General features: G+C 67.1%; 23 protein-coding genes. 12 read left to right on the forward strand and 11 right to left on the reverse strand.

Annotated elements, in window-relative coordinates; all coding sequences use genetic code 11:
• The 3 genes from EPL00_RS12505 to EPL00_RS12515 all read right to left on the reverse strand — a co-directional run bounded on the left by EPL00_RS12505 (nt 1) and on the right by EPL00_RS12515 (nt 3,510).
• Entirely contained in the window at nt 1-2,130 is a 2,130-nt protein-coding gene (locus EPL00_RS12505) for a CHAT domain-containing protein (protein ID WP_135854499.1), read from the reverse strand.
• Nucleotides 2,131-2,138: 8 nt separating this feature from the next.
• Complete coding sequence (locus EPL00_RS12510) at nt 2,139-2,843, reverse strand: DUF7504 family protein (RefSeq protein WP_135854500.1); 705 nt, start codon at nt 2,841-2,843, stop codon at nt 2,139-2,141.
• 217 nt (nt 2,844-3,060) lie between these two features.
• A complete protein-coding gene (locus EPL00_RS12515) occupies nt 3,061-3,510 on the reverse strand; it encodes a ferritin-like domain-containing protein (protein ID WP_135854501.1) in 450 nt (149 codons plus the stop codon).
• Nucleotides 3,511-3,871: 361 nt separating this feature from the next.
• Between EPL00_RS12515 and EPL00_RS12520 the strand changes: the two genes are divergently transcribed.
• Together EPL00_RS12520 and EPL00_RS24055 are read left to right on the forward strand one after the other, a co-directional pair.
• Nucleotides 3,872-5,095, forward strand: a complete 1,224-nt coding sequence (locus EPL00_RS12520; protein ID WP_135854502.1) for a LeuA family protein — start codon at nt 3,872-3,874, stop codon at nt 5,093-5,095.
• A 183-nt stretch (nt 5,096-5,278) separates the two neighbouring features.
• Nucleotides 5,279-5,407: a hypothetical protein gene (locus EPL00_RS24055; RefSeq protein ID WP_274380996.1), complete on the forward strand. Its 129-nt coding sequence runs from the start codon at nt 5,279-5,281 to the stop codon at nt 5,405-5,407.
• Between the two features lie 45 nt (nt 5,408-5,452).
• On the opposite strand, the gene EPL00_RS12525 is transcribed toward EPL00_RS24055, so the two are convergent.
• Entirely contained in the window at nt 5,453-5,626 is a 174-nt protein-coding gene (locus tag EPL00_RS12525; protein WP_162224212.1) for a hypothetical protein, read from the reverse strand.
• Between EPL00_RS12525 and ilvB the strand changes: the two genes are divergently transcribed.
• The 7 genes from ilvB (at nt 5,615) to EPL00_RS12560 (ending at nt 12,863) form a co-directional block, all read left to right on the forward strand.
• Entirely contained in the window at nt 5,615-7,366 is a 1,752-nt protein-coding gene (gene ilvB / locus EPL00_RS12530) for a biosynthetic-type acetolactate synthase large subunit (RefSeq protein WP_135854503.1), read from the forward strand. The genes EPL00_RS12525 and ilvB overlap by 12 nt on opposite strands.
• A complete protein-coding gene (gene ilvN, locus EPL00_RS12535) occupies nt 7,363-8,100 on the forward strand; it encodes an acetolactate synthase small subunit (protein WP_135854504.1) in 738 nt (245 codons plus the stop codon). Before ilvB ends, ilvN begins: the two co-directional genes overlap by 4 nt.
• Nucleotides 8,093-9,160, forward strand: coding sequence for a ketol-acid reductoisomerase (gene ilvC, locus EPL00_RS12540; RefSeq protein WP_135854505.1), 1,068 nt, complete (start codon nt 8,093-8,095; stop codon nt 9,158-9,160). Before ilvN ends, ilvC begins: the two co-directional genes overlap by 8 nt.
• A 2-nt stretch (nt 9,161-9,162) precedes the next feature.
• Entirely contained in the window at nt 9,163-9,501 is a 339-nt protein-coding gene (locus tag EPL00_RS12545) for a hypothetical protein (protein WP_238398192.1), read from the forward strand.
• Between the two features lie 220 nt (nt 9,502-9,721).
• The gene (leuC, locus tag EPL00_RS12550) at nt 9,722-11,188 is read left to right on the forward strand and encodes a 3-isopropylmalate dehydratase large subunit (protein ID WP_135854506.1); all 1,467 of its coding nucleotides are present in this window, start codon (nt 9,722-9,724) and stop codon (nt 11,186-11,188) included.
• Nucleotides 11,185-11,877: a 3-isopropylmalate dehydratase small subunit gene (leuD, locus tag EPL00_RS12555; protein ID WP_135854507.1), complete on the forward strand. Its 693-nt coding sequence runs from the start codon at nt 11,185-11,187 to the stop codon at nt 11,875-11,877. Before leuC ends, leuD begins: the two co-directional genes overlap by 4 nt.
• Entirely contained in the window at nt 11,874-12,863 is a 990-nt protein-coding gene (locus EPL00_RS12560) for an isocitrate/isopropylmalate dehydrogenase family protein (protein WP_135854508.1), read from the forward strand. Before leuD ends, EPL00_RS12560 begins: the two co-directional genes overlap by 4 nt.
• Before the next feature lie 148 nt (nt 12,864-13,011).
• Here the strand turns inward: EPL00_RS12560 and EPL00_RS12565 are convergent, their stop codons facing one another.
• On the reverse strand, nt 13,012-13,245 hold the full coding sequence (locus EPL00_RS12565) for a DUF7563 family protein (protein WP_238398193.1): 234 nt from the start codon (nt 13,243-13,245) through the stop codon (nt 13,012-13,014).
• A 273-nt stretch (nt 13,246-13,518) separates the two neighbouring features.
• Between EPL00_RS12565 and EPL00_RS23555 the strand changes: the two genes are divergently transcribed.
• Complete coding sequence (locus tag EPL00_RS23555; protein WP_202932631.1) at nt 13,519-13,662, forward strand: DUF7557 family protein; 144 nt, start codon at nt 13,519-13,521, stop codon at nt 13,660-13,662.
• Between the two features lie 24 nt (nt 13,663-13,686).
• Here the strand turns inward: EPL00_RS23555 and EPL00_RS12570 are convergent, their stop codons facing one another.
• The 6 genes from EPL00_RS12570 to EPL00_RS12595 form a co-directional block, all read right to left on the reverse strand.
• A complete protein-coding gene (locus tag EPL00_RS12570; RefSeq protein ID WP_238398194.1) occupies nt 13,687-14,439 on the reverse strand; it encodes a phosphatidylserine decarboxylase in 753 nt (250 codons plus the stop codon).
• The gene (locus EPL00_RS12575; protein ID WP_135854509.1) at nt 14,436-14,900 is read right to left on the reverse strand and encodes a DUF5799 family protein; all 465 of its coding nucleotides are present in this window, start codon (nt 14,898-14,900) and stop codon (nt 14,436-14,438) included. The genes EPL00_RS12570 and EPL00_RS12575 overlap by 4 nt, the downstream gene beginning before the upstream one ends.
• A 205-nt stretch (nt 14,901-15,105) precedes the next feature.
• Complete coding sequence (locus EPL00_RS12580) at nt 15,106-15,501, reverse strand: OsmC family protein (protein ID WP_135854510.1); 396 nt, start codon at nt 15,499-15,501, stop codon at nt 15,106-15,108.
• A 92-nt stretch (nt 15,502-15,593) separates the two neighbouring features.
• A complete protein-coding gene (locus tag EPL00_RS12585; protein ID WP_135854511.1) occupies nt 15,594-16,601 on the reverse strand; it encodes a lysylphosphatidylglycerol synthase domain-containing protein in 1,008 nt (335 codons plus the stop codon).
• 108 nt (nt 16,602-16,709) lie between these two features.
• Complete coding sequence (locus EPL00_RS12590) at nt 16,710-17,447, reverse strand: metal-dependent hydrolase (protein ID WP_135854512.1); 738 nt, start codon at nt 17,445-17,447, stop codon at nt 16,710-16,712.
• Nucleotides 17,448-17,511: 64 nt separating this feature from the next.
• Nucleotides 17,512-17,799 (reverse strand): hypothetical protein, encoded by a 288-nt coding sequence (locus EPL00_RS12595; protein ID WP_135854513.1) that lies wholly within the window; start codon nt 17,797-17,799, stop codon nt 17,512-17,514.
• 129 nt (nt 17,800-17,928) lie between these two features.
• On the opposite strand from EPL00_RS12595, the gene EPL00_RS12600 reads away from it, so the two are divergent.
• Both EPL00_RS12600 and EPL00_RS12605 read left to right on the forward strand, forming a co-directional pair.
• Nucleotides 17,929-18,489 carry a gluconate 2-dehydrogenase subunit 3 family protein gene (locus tag EPL00_RS12600; protein WP_135854514.1) on the forward strand — a complete coding sequence of 187 codons (561 nt, stop codon included), beginning with the start codon at nt 17,929-17,931 and terminating at the stop codon, nt 18,487-18,489.
• Nucleotides 18,486-20,108 carry a GMC family oxidoreductase gene (locus EPL00_RS12605; protein ID WP_135854515.1) on the forward strand — a complete coding sequence of 541 codons (1,623 nt, stop codon included), beginning with the start codon at nt 18,486-18,488 and terminating at the stop codon, nt 20,106-20,108. Before EPL00_RS12600 ends, EPL00_RS12605 begins: the two co-directional genes overlap by 4 nt.
• Nucleotides 20,109-20,153: the final 45 nt, after the last annotated feature.

Below are 20,153 nucleotides of genomic sequence, written 5' to 3' on the forward strand. Positions count from 1 at the left end.
TCACAGGTCCTCTACGGATAGTTCGTCGCTCCAGTAGAGATTCCCCTCGTAACTAACCGGCATGACTTCACGGTCGAAGTAGTCGTTTAGTTCGGATTTCGTAATCCGGAACGAGTTGTCCCCCGCAGAGACGAGTTGATGAACCGAGTTCTGCCCGATAATCGGGAGATATATCGAACCGAGTTCGTACCCCGGAGACGAGTACGCGCGCACGTTGGCCTCGAACTCGTCTTCGCCGACCCGTTCGATTTTGAGGTGGAGCGGACAACCGCTCTCGCTCTGACAGAGAGTCACGCTTCCATCGCCGACCGTCGTGTACTGGTAGGCCGGACCGATGGCGTCTTTCACGACCGAGAGCGCGACCCGGAGCGGGAACCCGCAGTTGAGGAGTCGCGCGAGCGTCCGGCCGATGTCGGTGGCGACGCTGTTGGCGATTTCCGCGAGGGTGACGACGCCGCCGTAGCTTCCGGCCTCCACGAGTGCTTCGCCCTGCGCGTACGACCGGCAGGCGTTGAGGACGAACGCTTTCACGTTCACTTCCGAGAGCGTCCGGGCGTCCAAGTGACCGTCGGGACACCGCATCCCGTCGCCGTCCACGTGGCCGATGTAGTGCAGGAAGTCGGCGGGTTGGGCCAGCAGGTCCCGGAGTTCGTCGGTCGTCAGTTCGTCGTGAACCGACACGTCGAACCGGAGGAGGTCCCGAAGCCCGTAGAACTCCTCGACGACGCCCTCCTCGTTCATGCGCTCGTCGTTGCAGACGACGTGGACCTCGATGCTAGTCTCGTCGGGGGCCGACCGCCGGGCGCGCCGCCGGTAGGACTCGACGGTCGCCTTGTTCGCGCCGACCGGGAACCCCTCGCCGACCCACGCGTGTTCGACCGTCTCGACCGGTTCGGGGTTGAAAATCTCGCTCTGCTGGACGGTCGAGGAGTTCCCGTCGGTCGTGCTTCTGGTGAACTCCTCGGCCGCGTCGTCGGCGGTGCGGGCGTCGGCCGCACCGTCCGGGCCGCTCCGGAAGAACTCGCCGAGGGGTTCGGGCGTCGGACTCACCGACGCGCCGGTCGGGTCGCCCGGACACCGAACCAGCGCGAGGTCGTCGGCGACGAACGGCAGCACTTCGACGTTGTCCGGAGTCGCCATCACGTCGGTCGTCAGGCTCCAGTCGGGCACGTGGTCGGCGACTGACTCGAAGGGGACCGAGAGGTACGCGGCCAGTCGTTCGGCCAGCGACCGGTCGTAGAGGTCAGCGAAGTCCAGCCCCACGTCGGGGTCGAGCGCCTCGCGCTCGTGGAGGTCCACGTCGTAGTAGCCTTCCGTCCGGGTCACACAGTCGAAGAAGAACGTCTGGCGGAGGACGCGCCCGACGGTGGTCTCGTAGCCCCGCGGGCCGTCGAGGTCGTACGCGAAGCCAGCGTCCGTGACGAGTCGAGGATGGTCGGCCGGGACGACTTCCGCGCCGAGGTAGTACGCCAGCGACGCCGCGGGGTAGACGTACTGGTAGTCCGCGGGGAGTTCGAGTCGGACCCCCGTGTCGGGGCGAGCCACACCCTCGGGGGCGTCGAACTCGTCGCCTAGTTCCACGAGCGGCGGATGACCCCGGAGCGTCGGAAAACTCCGCTCGGGACTGGTCGTCTTGAGCGCCGACCCGAGGAGCGAAATCGCGTCCATCGCACCCACGGGGTCGGGCGTGGTCGTGACGGTGCCAGCGGGCCGGTCGTGGAACGAGCGCGCGCCGACCGCGACTTCGGTCGGGCCGCCGAAATCGACGGTGACGGTCGCCTCGTCGTGGCGGACCTCGATGGCGCTCTCGACGGAGAGGTAGAGTTTCATCGGCGCGGTGCTGAGTTCGAGAGTGTACGCGCCGGGGTCGAGCGACCGGTCAACGTGGTCGGCGTTGTCGGCGACGAGGTCGCCCGACTGGGTGCGGACGAGGACGTTGGCGAGTTTCGGGACGCCGACGCTACTCGTCTCGAAGGCGATGGCGGAATCGACGGGGAAGTAGAACTCGTCGGTCGGGGCGGGCGAGGGGGAGACGGGCGAGGCGGTGTCGAGTTCGAAGCGGGCGTTCTCGACGGGGTCTGTTATCTCGACGGTCGTGCAGTCGGTGTGTGCCGTGAACGTCGGGTCCATGAATCACCTCACAGGCGCACCCAGTCGGTCCGCTGGTCGCACTCGGGGACGTGCCACCGCTGTTCGGTCGGCAGTCCGTCGCGTTTCCGGAGTTCGATGCGGGCGTCGAACAGCGGGGAGAGACGGTCTACCACCTCGTCGTCGTCCGGTCGCGGGAGGTGGTAGTGGGCCATCCCGCGGACCCCCTTGACCATCGCCGAGACCGAGCGCACGAATCGCGCGACGCGGTCGGGGTCGTACTCGTGGGCCATCCGGCCGAGCGACGAGACCGACAGGCGGAGTTCCGAGGAGTCGAGTCCGCTGTCGGCGTCCGCGAAGAAGTCGATGGCGACGACGACCTCCTCGCGGAGTCGGCCGAGCGCGCTCCGGTCGGTCTCGTCGGTGGGAAGCGACACCCCGCCGCTCTCGGCGGCCTTCGGGACCGACCGCTGGCAGGCGTCTTGGTCGATTATCCACACGTCCGAGTCGTCCGAATCGACGCCCGGCGGGAGCCGTTCGTAGACGTTCCCGGCGCTGGGGTCGGCCAGTGCGACGACTCGTTTGCGCTCGGCGTTCGGCGCGCCCAGTAGCGTCCGCGTCGCCTCGACCGTCACGTCCTCGGAGACGGCACCGGTGACGAGAAGGTTGCAACCGTCGTGTTTGAGCCGTTTCAACACCTCCTGAAACTCGTGGGTCGAAGGGTCCCCGCGAAAGCGTGCCCGCTGGAGTGACATCTCGTCTCATACCACAGAGGGGGTGAAAATAAAATTTTGTATTCTTTCGGACGCGAATAGATGTCTCACTCGAAATACGTGTGGAAATAGTCGCCAACGTAGCGACGTTTCGGGAGGCATAGTATGCGAACAGGTAACAATAAAGTAAAGCGTGGCGGTTAGTCACGAGAACGGAGGGCGGTCCGGCGTCGCGCTCGGCGGCCGCGGTCCGGCGTCGCTACTCGTCGTACTCGCGCTTGAACCCGCGGAACTCCGTCCGGTGGGCCTCCTCGTCGGCGAGGATGGTGACCGCGATGTCCTCGGTCACGGGGTCGTCGTCGCCCGCCGCCTTGATGAGCGCACGGTAGGTTTCGATGGCGTCCTCCTCGGCGTCGAGGACGCCCTCGATGACCGACAGCACGTCGGTGCTGTCTTCCGGCGGCTGGAGGCTCTCCTGACGGGCCTCGAAGTCGTAGGAAGCGGGCGGGCGCTCGTCGAGTTGCTTGAGCCGCTGGCCGAGCATCTCGGCGTGGTTTAACTCCTCTTGGATGTCGGTTTCGAGGCTCTCCTTGACCTCCTCGGCGCTCACGCCGTCGAGGACGATAGAGTTGGTGAGGTAGTTCATCACGGTCTCGATTTCGTCGCTGTACGCCTTCTTGAGTAAGTCCGTAACCTCTTGAGTCGTCATCGAACGGAACTACGGTCGCCAGCCTTCTTACTGTTCCGGCGGTGACAACCCGTGCGTGCGCGACTCACGCGCGACTCTGCGTGGTTTCGGCCCCCGACCGAGGAGTTCCCGTCCGACGACCGAACCGCGCCCGAGAATATCTCGGCCGTATATTTTGAAAACCAACTGTTCAGGAACCGCACCAAAGTATGGTTACCGAAGTGAATATAAGGTCGAATAAGGACATTCGAATAGTTACAGGACGTTTCAGTCGGGCGATTTTGCTCTCGGTGCCCCGATGAGAGTCGTGTCAGACGGAACATCCGACCTGTCGCAGCGGTACGCTTAAATAGGAGAAAGTGGCCATCACCGAGTACGATGTCTGACAACGACATGCACTCGTCCGATACCAGTCGGGCGGGTCGAGTTCTTCGACGGCACGTTGAAAACTAACGGCGAATTCGAGTCCGCGCGGGTCTTCGACACGACCCTGCGCGACGGTGAACAGGCACCCCGTACGTCCTTCTCCTACGACGAGAAGCGAACTATCGCGGCCGCGCTGGACGAGATGGGCACCCACGTCATCGAGGCAGGGTTCCCGGTCAACTCCGACGCCGAGTTCGAGGCGGTCAGCGACATCGCCGCGAACACCTCGGCGACCACCTGCGGACTCGCTCGCGTGGTGGACAAGGACGTGGAGGCCGCCATCGACTCCGGCGTCGAGATGGTCCACGTCTTCGCTTCGACCAGCGACGTGCAGCTAGAGGATTCGATGCACGCCACTCGCGAGGAGGTCGTGGACCGCTCGGTGAACGCAGTCGAGCGAGTGAAAGAGGCGGGCGCGACGGCGATGTTCTCCCCGATGGACGCCACCCGGACCGACGAGGAGTACCTGCGGGAGGTCGTCTCCGCGGTCTCGGAGGTCGGCGTCGATTGGATAAACATCCCCGACACCTGTGGCGTGGCGACGCCGACGCGGTTCGCCGACCTCGTCTCGGCGGTCGATAGCTGGACCGACGCCAGAATCGACGTTCACACCCACGACGACTTCGGGATGGCCGCGGCCAACGCGGTCGCCGGATTCGAGGCCGGTGCGGACCAAGCGCAGGTCTCCATCAACGGCATCGGCGAGCGCGCCGGAAACGCCGCCTACGAGGAGGTAGTAATGACGGTCGAATCGGTGTACGGCGTCGAGACCGGTATCGACACGACCGGCATCGTCGAAGCTTCCCGGACGGTCGAGGAGTACAGCGACGTTCCGGTCCCGGCGAACAAGCCCATCACGGGCGACAACGCCTTCGCCCACGAGTCGGGCATCCACGCCGCGGGCGTCATCGAGAACTCCGACACCTTCGAGCCGGGGGTCATGACGCCCGAGATGGTCGGTGCCGAACGCGAGTTCGTACTGGGCAAGCACACCGGCGCGAACTCGGTCCGCAAGCGACTGGAGGACCGCGGCTTCGCGCCGACCGACGGCGAGGTCCGGCAGGTGACCCGCCGGGTCAAAGACTACGGCGCGGAGAAGAACCGCGTCACGGTCGCCGACTTGGAGCGGTTCGCCCGCGAGGTCGGCGTCGCCGAGGAGGAACGGGAGGTCCGAGCCTGATGGCGACGCCCGGATTCGCCCCGCCTCGCCAGCCGCGCGCGGCGGGTCCGGTCGCTCGCCCGGTGCCCGCGTCGCCGCCGGGACGGAGGCGCTCGTCGGGTGTGACAGTCTCCCGAACTTCGCGCAATGGTTGCAGTTCGCGAAAAGGTTTTGAACGTCGGCGTCGGTACGTTCCCAGTAACGATGCGACAGTCACCGACTGCCACCGGCACGAGACGCCTCGCGTCTCGACGCGCGCTCGCGGCGGACGCCGCGGGCGCACCGGCCGCCAGCAGTGCGACTGTCGAGCGCGCGATTATCGTAGGGGCCTGAGCCCCTACAACACCACTTCTCCGACCCGACGTTCCGCATCGTTCTCTAATCGACCAGCACGCGCTCGACGACCAGTGACACCGAATCGCACGCCACCGACGACGACAGCACCGACAGCGAACCATCGTCCGCCAGCATCACCAGCGAGCAATCGCTCGCCAGCATCGACGGAAGGGTATCGACCGCCAGCACCGGAGGACGGTTGGCGTGAGTGAACACGCTCCTCCCGAGTCCGACGCGGCCGACGAGAGCGTCGGGACGACCGAAACCGGCGTCGAAACCGGCGCAGAGGCCGTCGTCGCCGCGCTCGAAAACGCCGGAGCCGAGACGCTGTTCGGCGTGCAGGGCGGTGCCATCATGCCCGTTTACGACGCGCTGTACGACTCGGACCTCGCGCACGTCACGATGGCCCACGAGCAGGGCGCGGCCCACGCGGCCGACGCCTACGGCGTGGTCTCGGGCGACCCCGGCGTCTGTCTCGCCACGTCCGGTCCCGGCGCGACGAATCTGGTCACGGGCATCGCGGACGCCGACATGGACTCGGACGCGATGCTCGCGCTGACCGGACAGGTCCCCTCGCACATGGTCGGCTCCGACGCGTTCCAAGAGACCGACACGACCGGCGTCACCGCGCCCATCACGAAGCACAACTACTTCGCGGGCGACGCCGACACGGTGGGCGACACCGTGGGCGAGGCGTTCGCGCTGTCGGCGGAGGGCCGACCCGGCCCGACGCTCGTGGACCTGCCGAAGGACACGACGCTCGCCGAGACCGACCGCGAACCCGGCCCCGCCGAGACGCCCGAGACCTATCAGGTCGAGGAGACCCCCGACGACGCCGAGGTCGAAGCCGCGGCCCGCGCCGTCGAGCGCGCGGAGAAACCCCTCCTCCTGTTCGGCGGCGGCGTCGTCAAGAGCGACGCCTGCGAGGTGGCCCGCGGCTTCGCGATGGAACACGGCATCCCCGTGGCGACGACGATGCCCGCCATCGGCTCGATGCCCGAGGACCACGACCTCTGTCTGTCGTGGGCCGGGATGCACGGCACCGGCTACGCCAACATGGCCATCACGCACACCGACTGTCTCGTCGCCGTCGGCACCCGGTTCGACGACCGACTCACGGGCGGCGTCGAGACGTTCGCGCCCGAGGCCGAGGTCGTCCACGTGGACATCGACCCCGCGGAAATCTCGAAGAACGTCCACGCCGACTACCCGGTCGTCGGCGACGCGGGCACCGCAATCGAACGCATCGACGCCGAGATGGACCGCTCACCCCAAGCCCGCGAGTGGCGCGACCAGTGCCAGTCGTGGCAAGACGAGTACCCGATGGCCTACGCCACGCCCGACGACGAACCGCTCAAGCCGCAGTTCGTCGTGGAGGCGTTCGACGAGGCCACCGACGACGACGCCATCGTCACCACCGGCGTCGGCCAGCACCAGATGTGGGCCGCCCAGTTCTGGACCTACAGGAGTCCCCGAACATGGGTCTCCTCGCACGGACTGGGCACGATGGGGTACGGCGTCCCGGCCGCCGTCGGCGCGCGAATCGCGGCCGAGGACGACCAGCAGGTCGTCTGTTTCGACGGCGACGGCTCGTTTTTGATGACGATGCAGGAGATTTCGGTCGCGGTCCGCGAGAATCTGGACATCACGGTGGCGGTGCTGAACAACCGCTACATCGGGATGGTCCGCCAGTGGCAGGACGCCTTCTTCGAGGGTCGCCAGATGGCGGCCGACTACGACTGGTGTCCGGAGTTCGACAAGCTCGCGGAGGCGTTCGGCGCGAAGGGCCTGCGCGTGGACGACTACGACGAGGTCGCCGACGCCATCGAGGAGGCACTCGACTACGACGGGCCGTCGGTCATCGACTTCCACATCGACCCCGCAGAGAACGTCTATCCGATGGTGCCCAGCGGCGGAGCCAACGGGAAGTTCGCGCTCTCGGAGGACCAGCTATGAGTAGCGACGAGACGCCCGACCAGCAGACCGACGCCCGTTCGGACGCCGAACCGCACCCCGAGATTCCGCGCAACGGACTGCCGGGACCGTCGCCCGACGAGCGACCGCATCCGTCCGGGCGGCGAAACGCGAAGGGCATCCGTATCGACCCCGAGGCCGAGGCCGAACCCGAGCATCGGACCGCGGTGGTCTCGGCGCTGGTCGAACACGAACCCGGCGTCCTCTCGCGGGTCTCCGGGCTGTTCTCCCGGCGGCAGTTCAACATCGAGAGCCTGACCGTGGGGCCGACCACGGTGGAGGGTCACGCGCGCATCACGCTGGTCGTCGAGGAGACCGACCCCGGCATCGACCAAGTGAAGAAGCAACTGGCGAAGCTCAAGCCCGTAATTCAGGTCGGCGAGTTAGACGACGACGCGGTGCGGGCCGAACTCGTCGTGCTGAAAGTCCGGGGCGAGGAGCCGGACAAGGTCCAAGCCATCACCGAGATGTACGAGGGCCGGACGCTGGACGCCGGACCGCGGACCATCACGGTCCAGATTACGGGCGACCAGCAGAAGATAGACGACGCCATCGACGCGTTCCGGCAGTTCGGCATCATCGAGATCGCCCGGACCGGCCAGACCGCGCTGGCGCGGGGCGACACCCCGACGACGCCCGGCGAGGAGCCGGGCCACGCGAAGGAATCGGACGACGACCAATCAGACGAAATCCAGACAGGAACCTACGATGACTGAGGCATTCGACGCGGAAATCTACTACGACGACGACGCGGACAGTTCGCACATTGACGACGAGACGGTAGCCGTCCTCGGCTACGGGAGTCAGGGCCACGCCCACGCCCAGAACCTCGCCGACAGCGGGGTGGACGTGATTGTCGGCCTTCGGGAGGACTCGTCGTCGCGCAAGGCCGCCGAGGAGGACGGCCTGCGCGTCGCCACCCCGGTCGAGGCCGCCAGCGAGGCGTCCATCGTCTCGGTGCTGGTACCCGACACGGTGCAACCGAGCGTCTACGCCGACATCGAGGAGGAACTGGACGCGGGCGACACGCTCCAGTTCGCCCACGGGTTCAACGTCCACTACGGCCAGATCGAACCGGCCGAGGACGTTGACGTGACGATGATAGCGCCCAAGTCGCCGGGCCACCTCGTCCGGCGCAACTACCAGAGCGGCGAGGGCACGCCGGGCCTGCTGGCGGTCTATCAGGACGCGACCGGCAACGCCGAGGAGCAGGCCCTCGCCTACGGGAAGGCAATCGGTTGCACCCGTGCTGGCGTGGTCGAGACCACGTTCCGCGAGGAGACCGAGACCGACCTGTTCGGCGAGCAGGCCGTCCTCTGTGGCGGCGTCGCGGAACTCATCAAGGCCGGATACGAGACCCTCGTGGACGCCGGGTACAGCCCCGAGATGGCCTACTTCGAGTGTCTGAACGAGATGAAGCTCATCGTGGACCTGATGTACGAGGGCGGACTCGGCGCGATGTGGGATTCGGTCTCCGATACCGCCGAGTACGGCGGCCTGACCCGCGGCGAGGCGGTCGTGGACGACCACGCCCGCGAGAACATGGAGGAAGTATTGGAGCAGGTCCAGAACGGCGAGTTCGCCCGCGAGTGGGTCACGGAGAATCAGGCGGGCCGACCGTCCTACCGCCAGCGCCGCATCGCCGAGAAGAACCACGAAATCGAGGACGTGGGCGAACGCCTGCGCGACCTGTTCGCGTGGGCAGAGGAGTCCGAAGCGGCCGAGGAATCGAGCGAGAACGACAGCGAATCCGAGAAAGTGCGAGCCGACGACTGACAATGAACCGACACACCCAGAGCCGAGACGACCCGACAGGAACCGACCAGAACACCGACGACGGCAACTCGACCCCAATGGGAGACGTGAGCCACACCCATCCCCACGCCGACCGCGGCACGGTCAACCGACCGTTCCAGCGCGGGCCGGTCGTGGCCGCCGACGGCGGACGCCGAGAGGCGCGCGACGCCGAGGCCGACGCCGACGCCCGCGAGGAGGACGACGAGCGAACCGACGAGGACCGGATGAAAGACGTGGCCCACACGCCGCCCCACGGCGAGGGCGCGGACCGCGTCTTCGAGCGCGGCGGCGAGCGCGACCCCGTCGAATCCGAAGAATAGCGATGGACGAGCGTACGGATTTTTCCGGCGGCGAACCGCGTAGCGGGCGGTCCGGAGTGCCGTCTTCGACCATCTATAGAATCACCAAAGAAAGATACGCAATGTCTAAAGAAATCCAGCGAACCGCGAGAACTCCGAGCGGCGTACCGTACCCGACCACTGTCACCGTGACCACTGTCACCGCGACCACTGCCACCGCGACCGCAGGGAGGAGGTCCGCGTGAGCGAGCGCACCCTCTACGACAAGGTGTGGGACCGCCACAGCGTGACCGAACTTCCGACCGGCCAGACCCAGTTGTTCGTGGGTCTCCACCTCGTCCACGAGGTCACGAGTCCCCAAGCGTTCGGGATGCTCCGCGAGCGGGACCTCGACGTGGCCTACCCCGAGCGGACCCACGCCACCGTGGACCACATCGTCCCGACCGCCGACCGCGACCGGCCCTACGAGGGCGCGGCCGAGGAGATGATGGCCGAGTTGGAGGAGAACGTCCGCGAGGCGGGAATCGACTTCTCCAGCCCCGACACCGGCGACCAAGGCATCGTCCACGTCATCGGCCCGGAGCAGGGCCTGACCCAACCCGGCATGACGGTGGTCTGTGGCGACAGCCACACCTCGACCCACGGAGCCTTCGGCGCGCTCGCCTTTGGCATCGGCACCTCTCAGATTCGGGACGTGCTGGCGACCGGCACCGTCGCGATGGAGAAGAAGAAGGTCCGACGCATCCGCGTCACGGGCGAACTGGGCGACTGCGTAGAGGCCAAGGATGTTATCCTCCAAATCATCCGGAAGTTGGGCACCGACGGCGGCGTCGGCTACGTCTACGAGTACGCGGGCGAGGCCATCGAGAATCTGGACGTGGAGGGCCGGATGTCCATCTGCAACATGTCCATCGAAGGCGGCGCTCGCGCGGGCTACGTCAACCCCGATGAGACCACCTACGAGTGGCTGCGAGACACCGACGCCTTCCGCGACGACCCCGAGGAGTTCGCGCGACTGAAGCCCTACTGGGAGTCCATCGCGTCGGACGACGACGCCCAGTACGACGACGAGGTGGTCATTGACGGCGACGCGCTCGAACCGATGGTCACGTGGGGCACCACGCCCGGACAGGGCGTCGGCATCACCGAGCCGATTCCGGACCCCGAGGAGCTACCCGAGGACAAGCGCGAGACCGCCCGCGACGCGCAGGAACACATGGGCGTCGAACCGGGCGACACGATGGAAGGCTACCCCATCGACGTGGCCTTCCTCGGCTCGTGTACGAACGCCCGCCTGCCCGACCTCCGGCGCGCGGCGCGACTCGTCGCCGGACGAGAGGTCCACGACGACGTGCGCGCGATGGTGGTCCCCGGCAGTCAGCGCGTCGCCACCGCCGCCGAGGAGGAAGGTCTGGACCGAATCTTCGAGAAGGCTGGCTTCGACTGGCGCGAGGCCGGATGCTCGATGTGCCTCGGCATGAACGACGACCAACTGGAGGGCGACGAGGCCAGCGCCTCCTCGTCGAACCGCAACTTCGTCGGGCGACAGGGGAGCAAGGACGGCAAGACCGTGTTGATGAACCCCCGGATGGTCGCGGCGGCCGCAATCGAGGGTGAAGTCACCGACGCCCGCGAGTTCGACGAGACCGACCTGCCGGAGGCCGACCGACCGCAATCCGACGCCGCGGACTCGGAGGTGCAAGCATGAGCGGCGAGGCGGGCGCAGGCGGCGAGGCGGACGCGACCCGCGAGACGGACATCGAGACGGTCGAACACGTCTCGGGGACCGGGATTCCGGTCCGCGGCAACGACATCGACACCGACCAGATAATCCCCGCGCGGTTCATGAAGGTCGTGACCTTCGACGGTCTCGGCCAGTTCGCGTTCCACGACCAGCGGTTCACCGACGAGGACGAACCCAAGGACCACCCGTTCAACGAGGACGAATACCGAGACGCCTCGGTCATGGTCGTGAACGCGAACTTCGGGTGTGGCTCCTCGCGCGAACACGCTCCGCAGGCGCTCGTGCGCTGGGGCATCGACGCCGTCGTCGGCGAGAGCTTCGCCGAAATCTTCGCGGGTAACTGCCTCGCGTTGGGCGTGCCGACCGTCACGGCGAGTCAGGACGACATCGAAGCCCTCCAGAACTACGTCGAGGAGAACCCCGACGCCGAAATCGAGGTGAACGTCGCCGAGGAGACGGTTCGCTACGACGACAACCGAATCGACGCGACGGTGGACGACGCCCAGCGCAAGGCGCTGGTCGAGGGCGTCTGGGACACTACGGCGCTCCTCAAATCGAACGCCGACGCGGTCGCCCGGACCGCCGCGGACCTGCCCTACGCCGAAGCCGAGACCGCCGAAGACGCCGCCAGCGACGGGGAGGAAGCCGAATGACTGCGGACGACCCCGAAGAAATCGTCGTCATCCCCGGCGACGGCATCGGCCGGGAGGTCGTCCCGGCGGCCCGCGAAGTCCTCGAAGCGGTCGGCCCGGAGTTCGAGTTCACCGAGGCCGAGGCCGGTGACGCCGTGAAGGACGAGACCGGCGAGGCCTTGCCCGACGAGACCCGCGACCTCGCCGCGAACGCCGACGCCACGCTGTTCGGCGCGGCGGGCGACACCGCGGCCGACGTTATCATCCCGCTCCGGCGCGCCGTCGAGTCGTTCGCCAACGTCCGGCCCGCGCGGGCCTACCCCGGCGTGGACGCGGCCAAGCCCGAGACTGACCTCGTGTTCGTCCGCGAGAACACCGAAGGCGTCTACGCTGGCCACGAGACCGAGGTTGCGCCCGGCGTAACGACGCTGACACGGGTCGTTACTGAAGAGGCCTCCGAGGAAATCGCGCGTTACGCCTTCGAGTACGCCGAAAACCGTGGGAGCGATGTGACAATTGCTCACAAGGCCAACGTGATGCGGACCACCGACGGCCTCTTCTTGGAGACAGCCAAGGCGGTCGCCGACGAGTTCGACGTGGCTTACGACGACGCGCTGATGGACGCGCTGGCGATGCACCTCGTCGCCCGTCCCGAGGAGTACGACGTGGTCGTCTGCCCGAACCTCGCTGGCGACGTGTTGTCGGACCTCGCGGCCGGACTGGTCGGCGGACTGGGACTCCTCCCGAGCGCGAACGTCGGCGACGAGCGCGCGCTGTTCGAGCCGGTCCACGGTACCGCACCCGACATCGCGGGCGAGGGCGTCGCCAACCCGAGCGCGACGATGCTGTCGGCCGCGATGCTGTTGGAGTATCTGGGCCACGACGACGCTGGCGAGCGCGTGCGCACCGCCGTCACGGAGACGTTGGCGTCCGGTCCCCACACGCCGGACCTCGGCGGCGACGCGACGACGAGAGACGTGACCGACGCGGTGCTGTCGAAGCTCTGAGTCGGAGAACTCCGTTTCGCACGCGGAGCGACGCGAGCGTCACCGACCGTAGCGACCGACGCGGACGTTATCGACGCAGAAGTGACGGACGCAACGCTGTCGAGTCGGGTTTCGTAGAACGCTACGATTCAGGATTCGTCCCGAACGATTACCGGAGCGGGTCGCGGCCGCCGATGAGGTTGGTCGTGTCCACCTCGTCCGCTCGCGCGCCGCCTTTCTTGACCTCTGTCGCGGTCATGCACTCTAGACAGCCGAAGACTTCGTTGTGGTTGTTCCCGAAGACGCGGGCGAAGTCCCGCGTGACGAAGGAGCCACAGGACTGGCAGCGGTTCTCGGCCATCGTGTCGTCGCCGTTGGTGAGTCTGTTGTCGGTGGTGGTCATGGCTGCGCGATAGATACACACAATCCTATCCACTTTGTTATCCAGTACCTACACCCCCGTAATCAACCATTAGGCACCGCAGTAACCGACTGTTACGCTCGGTATTGGAATCCCGTTAATTCGGAAACCGCCCCGCTAATTTAAGCGACCGGGGTGTCAAAGCCGCGGGTCGTCGGTCGATTCCGCGGTCGCCCCGCCGTCCGCTCGGGTCGGTCGTCGGTCACCTCCGTCGTCCCCGTCGCTTATGAGGTTCGGCCGCGTATTCGAGGGGCGATGCCCAAGATTCAACTCGACGACGAGACCATCGAGCGCCTCGACGGGCTTCGGGTGGACGACGAGTCCTACGACGAGATCGTCAACGAACTCATCAACATCTACGAGGCCGAGGAGATGACGCTGTTCCACAGCGGCGACTGATACTCGACAGGTCTCGCCGCGGCGCTACCGGACGAGTTTCGTCTCGCCCGCCCGGACCGTCTGGCCGCGCTCGACTGCAACGTCGGCGAGGTCCACCTCGGGCGGCAGGAGAACGTCCGCGCGACTCCCGAACGAGATGTGGCCGAGTCGGTCGCCGCGGTCGAGTTCGTCGCCCGGTTCGACGTAGGGGTGGATTCGTCGGGCGAACGCACCCGCGATGAGCGTCACGTCGTGGTCGGCGAACCGGACGTGGACTTTCTCGTTGTTGTCCGACTCCTTGGAGAAGGCGGGCCGGTGTTTGCCGGGTTCGTGTTCGACGGTCTCGACCCGACCGCCGAGCGGTGCCCGGTTGACGTGTACGTCCGTGACGTTCATGAAGACGCCGACCCGGACGCGAGTGTCGGCGGTCTCCTCGGCGGACTCGTCGCGTCCGGCGTTCGATTCGTCGCGTCCGGCGCTCGACTCGTCGCGTCTCTCGTTCGACTCGTGTTCCTCCTCCCGAATCACCGACACTCGTCCGTCGGCGGGCGCGACAGGCCCCGACTCGGGCGGACTCCGGTCGGGGTCGCGGTGAAAGACGAGAGCGCCCACGCTCAGGAGCGGCCCCGCCAGTCCCAACCGCCGGGTCCACCGCTTCGACCGCGCGAGGAGCGCGGCGGGAACCGCCAGCGCGAGCGCCAGCAGGGCGTAGCGCCACGCGCCCGGCGCGAACCGCGAGGAGCCGCGCGACCGCGTGGCTCCGGACCCGCCGGACTCCTCGGTATCTCCGCCCGTCACTCGCTGGCGGCCTCGCGGACGCGGTTCCACTTGCCCTGCGATTCGAGGCGCTGTTGGAGTTCGCTGGCGTACTCCTGCGCGAGTCGGCTGGCCGCTTCGAGCCGGTCGTCGTCCACGCCGTCGCCGCCACCGCCGAGGCCGAGCGCGTCCTTCACGGAGTCGAAGACGCCGCCACCGCCGCCTGCGCCGCCGCCTCCCGCGCCGCCACCGCCGCCCGCGACCGAGTTCATCTGGTTGCGGATGTTCTCTAGCTCGGGCATCACCTGCTCTATCTTCGCGGTGTCGGCGACGATGCGGGCCCGTTCGGCGTCGTCGGGGTTCTCGATTTCGAACTCGACGGCGGTCATGATGAGTCCCCACTCTTGGCGGGAGAACTGCGAGTCCGTCACCTGTTGGGAGAACTCTTGGTCTACCGCCATCCGGTCGCCGACGATGAGGTCCTGCCACGCGCGTTCGGTCATGTCCGTAGCGTTGGGTTCCGGGGAGTATGAGGGTTTTCCTACTCCTCTGTCTTCGAGGTGCGGTGGTCGTCTAATTGCTGATAGTCGCCACCACTCGAACTGTAGGCGAGAGGTCTCAGAAAGCCTCGCCCGCTCGCGGGTCGGTCGTCTGCCGCGTCCTCGATTCGAAGAAAAGGAATGCTCCGTCGCGGTCCGGCGAGTCGCCTCAGAACGCGCCGCTCTCGACGGTCACGCTGGCTTCGAGGTCGGTCTTCAGCGCGTCGTGGACCTTGCAGAGTTCGTCGGCGCGCTCGACGACCTTCTCGGCCTCGTCGTCGTCCATCTCGGCCTCGGTCTTGACGGTGAACTGGACCGCCGCGAGTTTGTCGTCGTCGTTGAGGTCGCCGCTCACGTCGATTTCGATGCGACCGAGGTCGCCTACGTCGCGCTGTTCGCCGCCGACGCGGAGCGCCGGAACGTAACAGGAACCGTAGGCCGCCAGCAGGGATTCGAGCGTGTCGGGGGCCTCCTCGCCCGTCGCGTCGATGGTGACCTCGAAGTCTCGAATCTGGTTCTCGGCCGTGTATCCCTCCTCGGAGACAGTTGTGACTTCTTTCGTCATGCGTCCGGGACGACGCCCGCCAGACCCCTAAGGCTTGCTCATGTCGGGGATTACCACGCGAATCGGTCGCACTCGCGGAGTCGGCGTCTGACTCACGCCCGAGGAGACCACCCGCGCAGGAACGCGACCGAGAGGCCGCCCGCCGAGAGGCCGAACGGCAGGCTGACGGTCCGGACGACCAGCACCGCGGCGGCGGCCGCCGAGGCCGGTGCGCCGGTGACGACGACGAGCGCGCCGCCGAGAAGCACGTCGTACGCGCCGATGCTCGCCGGGACCGGCACGACGCTGGCGACCTGCGGGAGTGGCATCAGCGCGACGATGGGGAGGAGGGCGACCGGCGTCCCGGTTCCGGCGAGCGCGACCCAGAGCGCGCTCGCGGTCAGCAGTTGTTCGAAGACGCCCCCGACACCGACCAGCGCGAGCAGTCGCGGCGCGTCCCGGAACTGGACGACCCGCGACCAGAACCGGTCGAGGGCCTCCTCGACCGCCGACCGGTCGTGGGGTGTCTCGCGGTAGAGCGACGAAATCAGGCGGACGACCGGCCCGACGAGTGCGACCAGTGCGCCCGACAACTGCTCGCGCAACCGGACGACGAGGCCGCCGACCGCGACGAGACCGACCAGCGACCCGCCCAACGTGACGACGACGAACCGCGCGTCGGGCGTGCCCAGCAGGAGAAGGACCGCGAGGAGGGTCGAGACGAGGATTTGGCTCCCCGATTTGACGTACTTGGCGACGCCCCGGACCCCGAGCGCCTCGCTGTAGGTCGTCCCGGTCGTGACGCCGATGAAGCGCGCCATGATGGGTTCGGAACTGACCGGTCCGGCGGGACTCAGCGTGTCGAAGAAGTCACCCGCGAGCGCGAACTGGACGGCCTGCCGAGGAGAGAGTCCCCGACCGAGCGGCTTCACCGAGGCCCAGACGCCGATGCCGTCGGCCAGTCCCTCCGCGACGACGAGCGCGACCACGACGGGAATCGCCCACGGCGCGATGGCGGTCGCTCGCTCGACGACGCTGTCCACGCCGACGAACCAGAGGTACGCCGCGAACGCGCCGCCGCCGAGCGCGACCCCGACGAGAAAGCGGGCTACTCGACGCATCGTCGCTCCATGCCCGAGAAGCGACACGACGGCCGGTTTACGGTTTCTATGATTGCTATATATGTCTAAATATGTTCACTGGAAAGGAACGCAGAACGCGGTCGGCCGTCAGTAGTCCAGTTCGTCGGCGAGGTCGAACGCCTCCTCGCCCTCTAGAATCCGGACCTCGGCGTCGCTACCGGTGCCCTTGACTTCGTTCCGGAAGTCCTCGGGGTCCTGCTCGATGGGCGGGAACGTGTCGTAGTGCATCGGGAAGGCGTAGTCGGCGTCCACCCAATCGACCGCGATGGCGGCCTGCATCGGTCCCATCGTGAAGTGGTCGCCGATGGGCACCGCGGCGGCGTCGGGTTCGAGGTACGGGCCGATTACGTCGCGCATCTCCGTCTGGAGCGAGGTGTCCCCAGCGTGGTAGAAGGTCCGGCTCTCCTCGTCGCTGACCTGCGTCGGCTTGGTGTCACTGATGACGAAGCCACCGGGCATGCCCCCGGAGGTGCCGTAGCTGGTGTCCATCCCGTTGGTGTGGTCGGCCCGGACCATCGTGACGAAGGCGTCGTCGCACTCGACGGTCCCGCCGAGGTTCATCCCCATCCCGCCGACCGCCTCGAAGTCGCCGAACTCGTCGCGGCAGTACTCCACGACTTCGGGCGTGGCGACCAGTTTCGTGCCCTCGTAGCGGTCCACGTCGCCGATGTGGTCGGCGTGGCCGTGCGTGAGCAGGAGGTAGTCCGGGTCTAGCTCCTCGGGGTCGGTCTCCGTTTTCGGGTTGTCGAAGAAGGGGTCGATGAGCAACTCGGTGTCGTCTACCTCGACGTGCCACGTCGAATGGCCGTACCAAGTGAGATTCATTTGCGGGCGAAGATACGCCCGGTTTACACTTAAAGGGTGTTGGCGTCGAGCGCGACGGGAGCCGTCAACCGCGGTCGCGCTTGCGCTCGCGTTCACGGTTCGACGCCAGCAGATTCCACCCGGTCGCCCGGCGGACCACCCAGTCGAGGACGAGACCGACGCCGACGACCGCCAGCGAGAAGCCGACGAACAGGCCGCCCAACTGGGCGCTCTCGGTCGCCGTCGGGGTCAACACGAGACTGAGGCCGAACAGCATCGAGGCCATGAACAGTATCGGGACGACGAACCACTTCAGCACCCAGTGGTCGTCCAGAAACCGACTGGCCGACCGGAGGAGTTCGTACATGTTCACTCGTTGAGTAGCGATTCGCGGTCGGTCGTGGTAAATGTTTCTCCTCTCACAAGTTGCCGTCGGCGGAGTCCGGACGCACCGACTCGACATGGCAACCCCTAAGTTTTAGGCTGGCCTAACTTCGCTCGAATGGAACTGACTCGCCGGGACGCGCTGGCCGCGCTGGCCGCTGGCGGCGTCGCGGTCGGCACCGGGGCGCTGTTGGAGGGCAACCCCTTCGCCGACGGCCGAGGAGCCTCCTCGACCGACGCCGCTCCCGAGGAGCGCATGGCGTCGCTCCTCGCGGTCGCCGAGGTGGTCTACCCCACCGAACTCTCGGGCGTCGAGGAGTTCGTCCGGACGTACGCGCTCGGTCGGGTCGAGGAGCGCCCGGACTACCGCGAGGGGATGGTCGAGGCGCTCGACACGCTCGACGAGTACTCGAAGTCGTGGTTCGACGACGACTTCCGAGCGTTGGACGCCGAGACGCGCGCGACGCTCCTCGACCAGATGGGCGTCGATACGGCGAGTCCGGCCCCCGAGGGCGCGGACGCCGACCGCGTGCGCTACTATCTGGTCAACGAACTGCTGTACGCGCTGTACTCCTCGCCGACCGGCGGAAAGCTGGTCGGCATCGAGAACCCGCAGGGCCACCCCGGCGGCGCTACGAGCTATCAGCGCGGCCCGAGAGAAGGTGGGGATTCGAGATGACGGACCGAACGCCTTCCGAAGGCGCAGACGTGTGCATCGTCGGCGCTGGCCCGGCGGGCGCGCTCGCGGCCCACCGCCTCGCCGAGGAGGGCCACGACGTGGTGATTCTAGAAGCCGGGGAACGCTTCGACTTCGAGGACCGACAACGCCGGATGGAACGCGCGATTCGCCCGGCCCACGGCCCGCTGTCGGTCTGGGAGATGGGCGGGGAACGCGACCGGTTCTCGTCGGCGGGCGAGTGGTTCTACCCGCTGAACGCCGCCCGCGTCAAGGGCGTCGGGGGGACGACGCTCCACTGGCAGGGGATGGTGATGCGCTTTCACGAGGAGGACTTCGCGTCGTGGCCCATCGACTACGACGACCTCCGGCCCTACTACGCCGAGGCCGAGCGAGCCTTGGGGGTCGCTGGCGCGGCCGACAACCCCTACGCGCCGCCCCGCGACGAGCCGTATCCCCTCCCGGCCTTTCCGCCCTCCTACAGCGACTCCATCTTCGCGGAGGCCTGCGAACGACTCGGCGTCACGATGCACTCGGTGCCCAACGCGCGCAACTCGGAGGGCTACGACGACCGGAGCGCGTGCGTCGGCTACGGCACCTGCAAGCCGGTCTGTCCCTCCGGCGCGAAGTACTCCGCGGACCACCACGTCGAGAAGGCCGAGGAGTCCGGCGTCCGCGTCGTCACCCGCGCGCCGGTCCAACGTCTCGAACACGACGACGCGGGCGAGCGCGTCACCGCGGCGGTCTACGCCACGCCCGACGGCGAGACCCACCGACAGGCGGCCCGCGAGTTCGTCCTCGCGGCGGGCGGCGTCGAGATTCCGCGCCTCCTGCTCCTGTCGAAGTCCGAGGAGTACCCCGACGGACTGGCGAACTCCTCGGGCGCGGTCGGCCGGTACTTCATGGACCACCTGTTCGCGGGGTCCGGCGGCACGCTCGACACGGAAACGCGCCAGAACCACGTCGGATTCATCACCAGCGAGTGCCACCAGTTCTACGACGACCCGACGCGCGGGACCGAGGGGAGCGCGGGCGGCGTGCCCGAGTGGTCGGGAGAAAAGGAGGAACCGAAGCCAGACAGCATCAAACTGGAGTTCCTGAACTACGCCGGACCCTCGCCGGTCGAGATGGCGCTCACCGGCGAGGAGTTCGGCGACGACCTCCTCGACACCCTGCGCGAGGGCTACGGCAACTCCATCGCGATGGGCGGACTGGTCGGCCAGCGCCCCCGGAAGGAGAACCGGATTACACTGGACTCCTCCACGACCGACGACCACGGGAATCCGGTGCCCGAGATTCACTGGCGCGTGGACGCCCGGACGAAATCGTCGCTCCGGCGCGCCAACGAGATTCAGCACCGGATTCTGGACGAGTTGGGCGTGGACGTGTCGTGGACCGTGGGACCGGAGAGTACGGGTCCGGCGTTTCACCACATGGGCACGACCCGGATGGGTTCGAATTCCGAGGAGAGCGTGGTGAACGCGCAACTGCGGACGCACGATTTGGCGAATTTGTCGGTGGCGTCTTCGAGCGTCTTCCGGACCAGCGGGGCGCTGAACCCGACGCTGACCATCGCGGCTTTATCTCTGAAGATGGCAGACCACGTGGATGAACGGTTGTGATTTGACGCCGTTTTCTGCAATTCGGTGAACTTGACGAAGCTAGCT

It is taken from the genome of Halorussus salinus (assembly GCF_004765815.2).
Taxonomy (GTDB): Archaea; Halobacteriota; Halobacteria; order Halobacteriales; family Haladaptataceae; genus Halorussus; species Halorussus salinus.

Coding starts and splice junctions, on each gene's coding strand:
- EPL00_RS12505 (WP_135854499.1), bottom strand. CDS start 2,130: ATGGACCCGACGTTCACGGCACACACCGACTGCACGACCGTCGAGATA.
- EPL00_RS12510 (WP_135854500.1), bottom strand. CDS start 2,843: ATGTCACTCCAGCGGGCACGCTTTCGCGGGGACCCTTCGACCCACGAG.
- EPL00_RS12515 (WP_135854501.1), bottom strand. CDS start 3,510: ATGACGACTCAAGAGGTTACGGACTTACTCAAGAAGGCGTACAGCGAC.
- EPL00_RS24055 (WP_274380996.1), top strand. CDS start 5,279: ATGCGACAGTCACCGACTGCCACCGGCACGAGACGCCTCGCGTCTCGA.
- ilvN (WP_135854504.1), top strand. CDS start 7,363: ATGAGTAGCGACGAGACGCCCGACCAGCAGACCGACGCCCGTTCGGAC.
- ilvC (WP_135854505.1), top strand. CDS start 8,093: ATGACTGAGGCATTCGACGCGGAAATCTACTACGACGACGACGCGGAC.
- EPL00_RS12545 (WP_238398192.1), top strand. CDS start 9,163: ATGAACCGACACACCCAGAGCCGAGACGACCCGACAGGAACCGACCAG.
- leuD (WP_135854507.1), top strand. CDS start 11,185: ATGAGCGGCGAGGCGGGCGCAGGCGGCGAGGCGGACGCGACCCGCGAG.
- EPL00_RS12560 (WP_135854508.1), top strand. CDS start 11,874: ATGACTGCGGACGACCCCGAAGAAATCGTCGTCATCCCCGGCGACGGC.
- EPL00_RS12565 (WP_238398193.1), bottom strand. CDS start 13,245: ATGACCACCACCGACAACAGACTCACCAACGGCGACGACACGATGGCC.
- EPL00_RS23555 (WP_202932631.1), top strand. CDS start 13,519: ATGCCCAAGATTCAACTCGACGACGAGACCATCGAGCGCCTCGACGGG.
- EPL00_RS12575 (WP_135854509.1), bottom strand. CDS start 14,900: ATGACCGAACGCGCGTGGCAGGACCTCATCGTCGGCGACCGGATGGCG.
- EPL00_RS12580 (WP_135854510.1), bottom strand. CDS start 15,501: ATGACGAAAGAAGTCACAACTGTCTCCGAGGAGGGATACACGGCCGAG.
- EPL00_RS12585 (WP_135854511.1), bottom strand. CDS start 16,601: ATGCGTCGAGTAGCCCGCTTTCTCGTCGGGGTCGCGCTCGGCGGCGGC.
- EPL00_RS12590 (WP_135854512.1), bottom strand. CDS start 17,447: ATGAATCTCACTTGGTACGGCCATTCGACGTGGCACGTCGAGGTAGAC.
- EPL00_RS12600 (WP_135854514.1), top strand. CDS start 17,929: ATGGAACTGACTCGCCGGGACGCGCTGGCCGCGCTGGCCGCTGGCGGC.
- EPL00_RS12605 (WP_135854515.1), top strand. CDS start 18,486: ATGACGGACCGAACGCCTTCCGAAGGCGCAGACGTGTGCATCGTCGGC.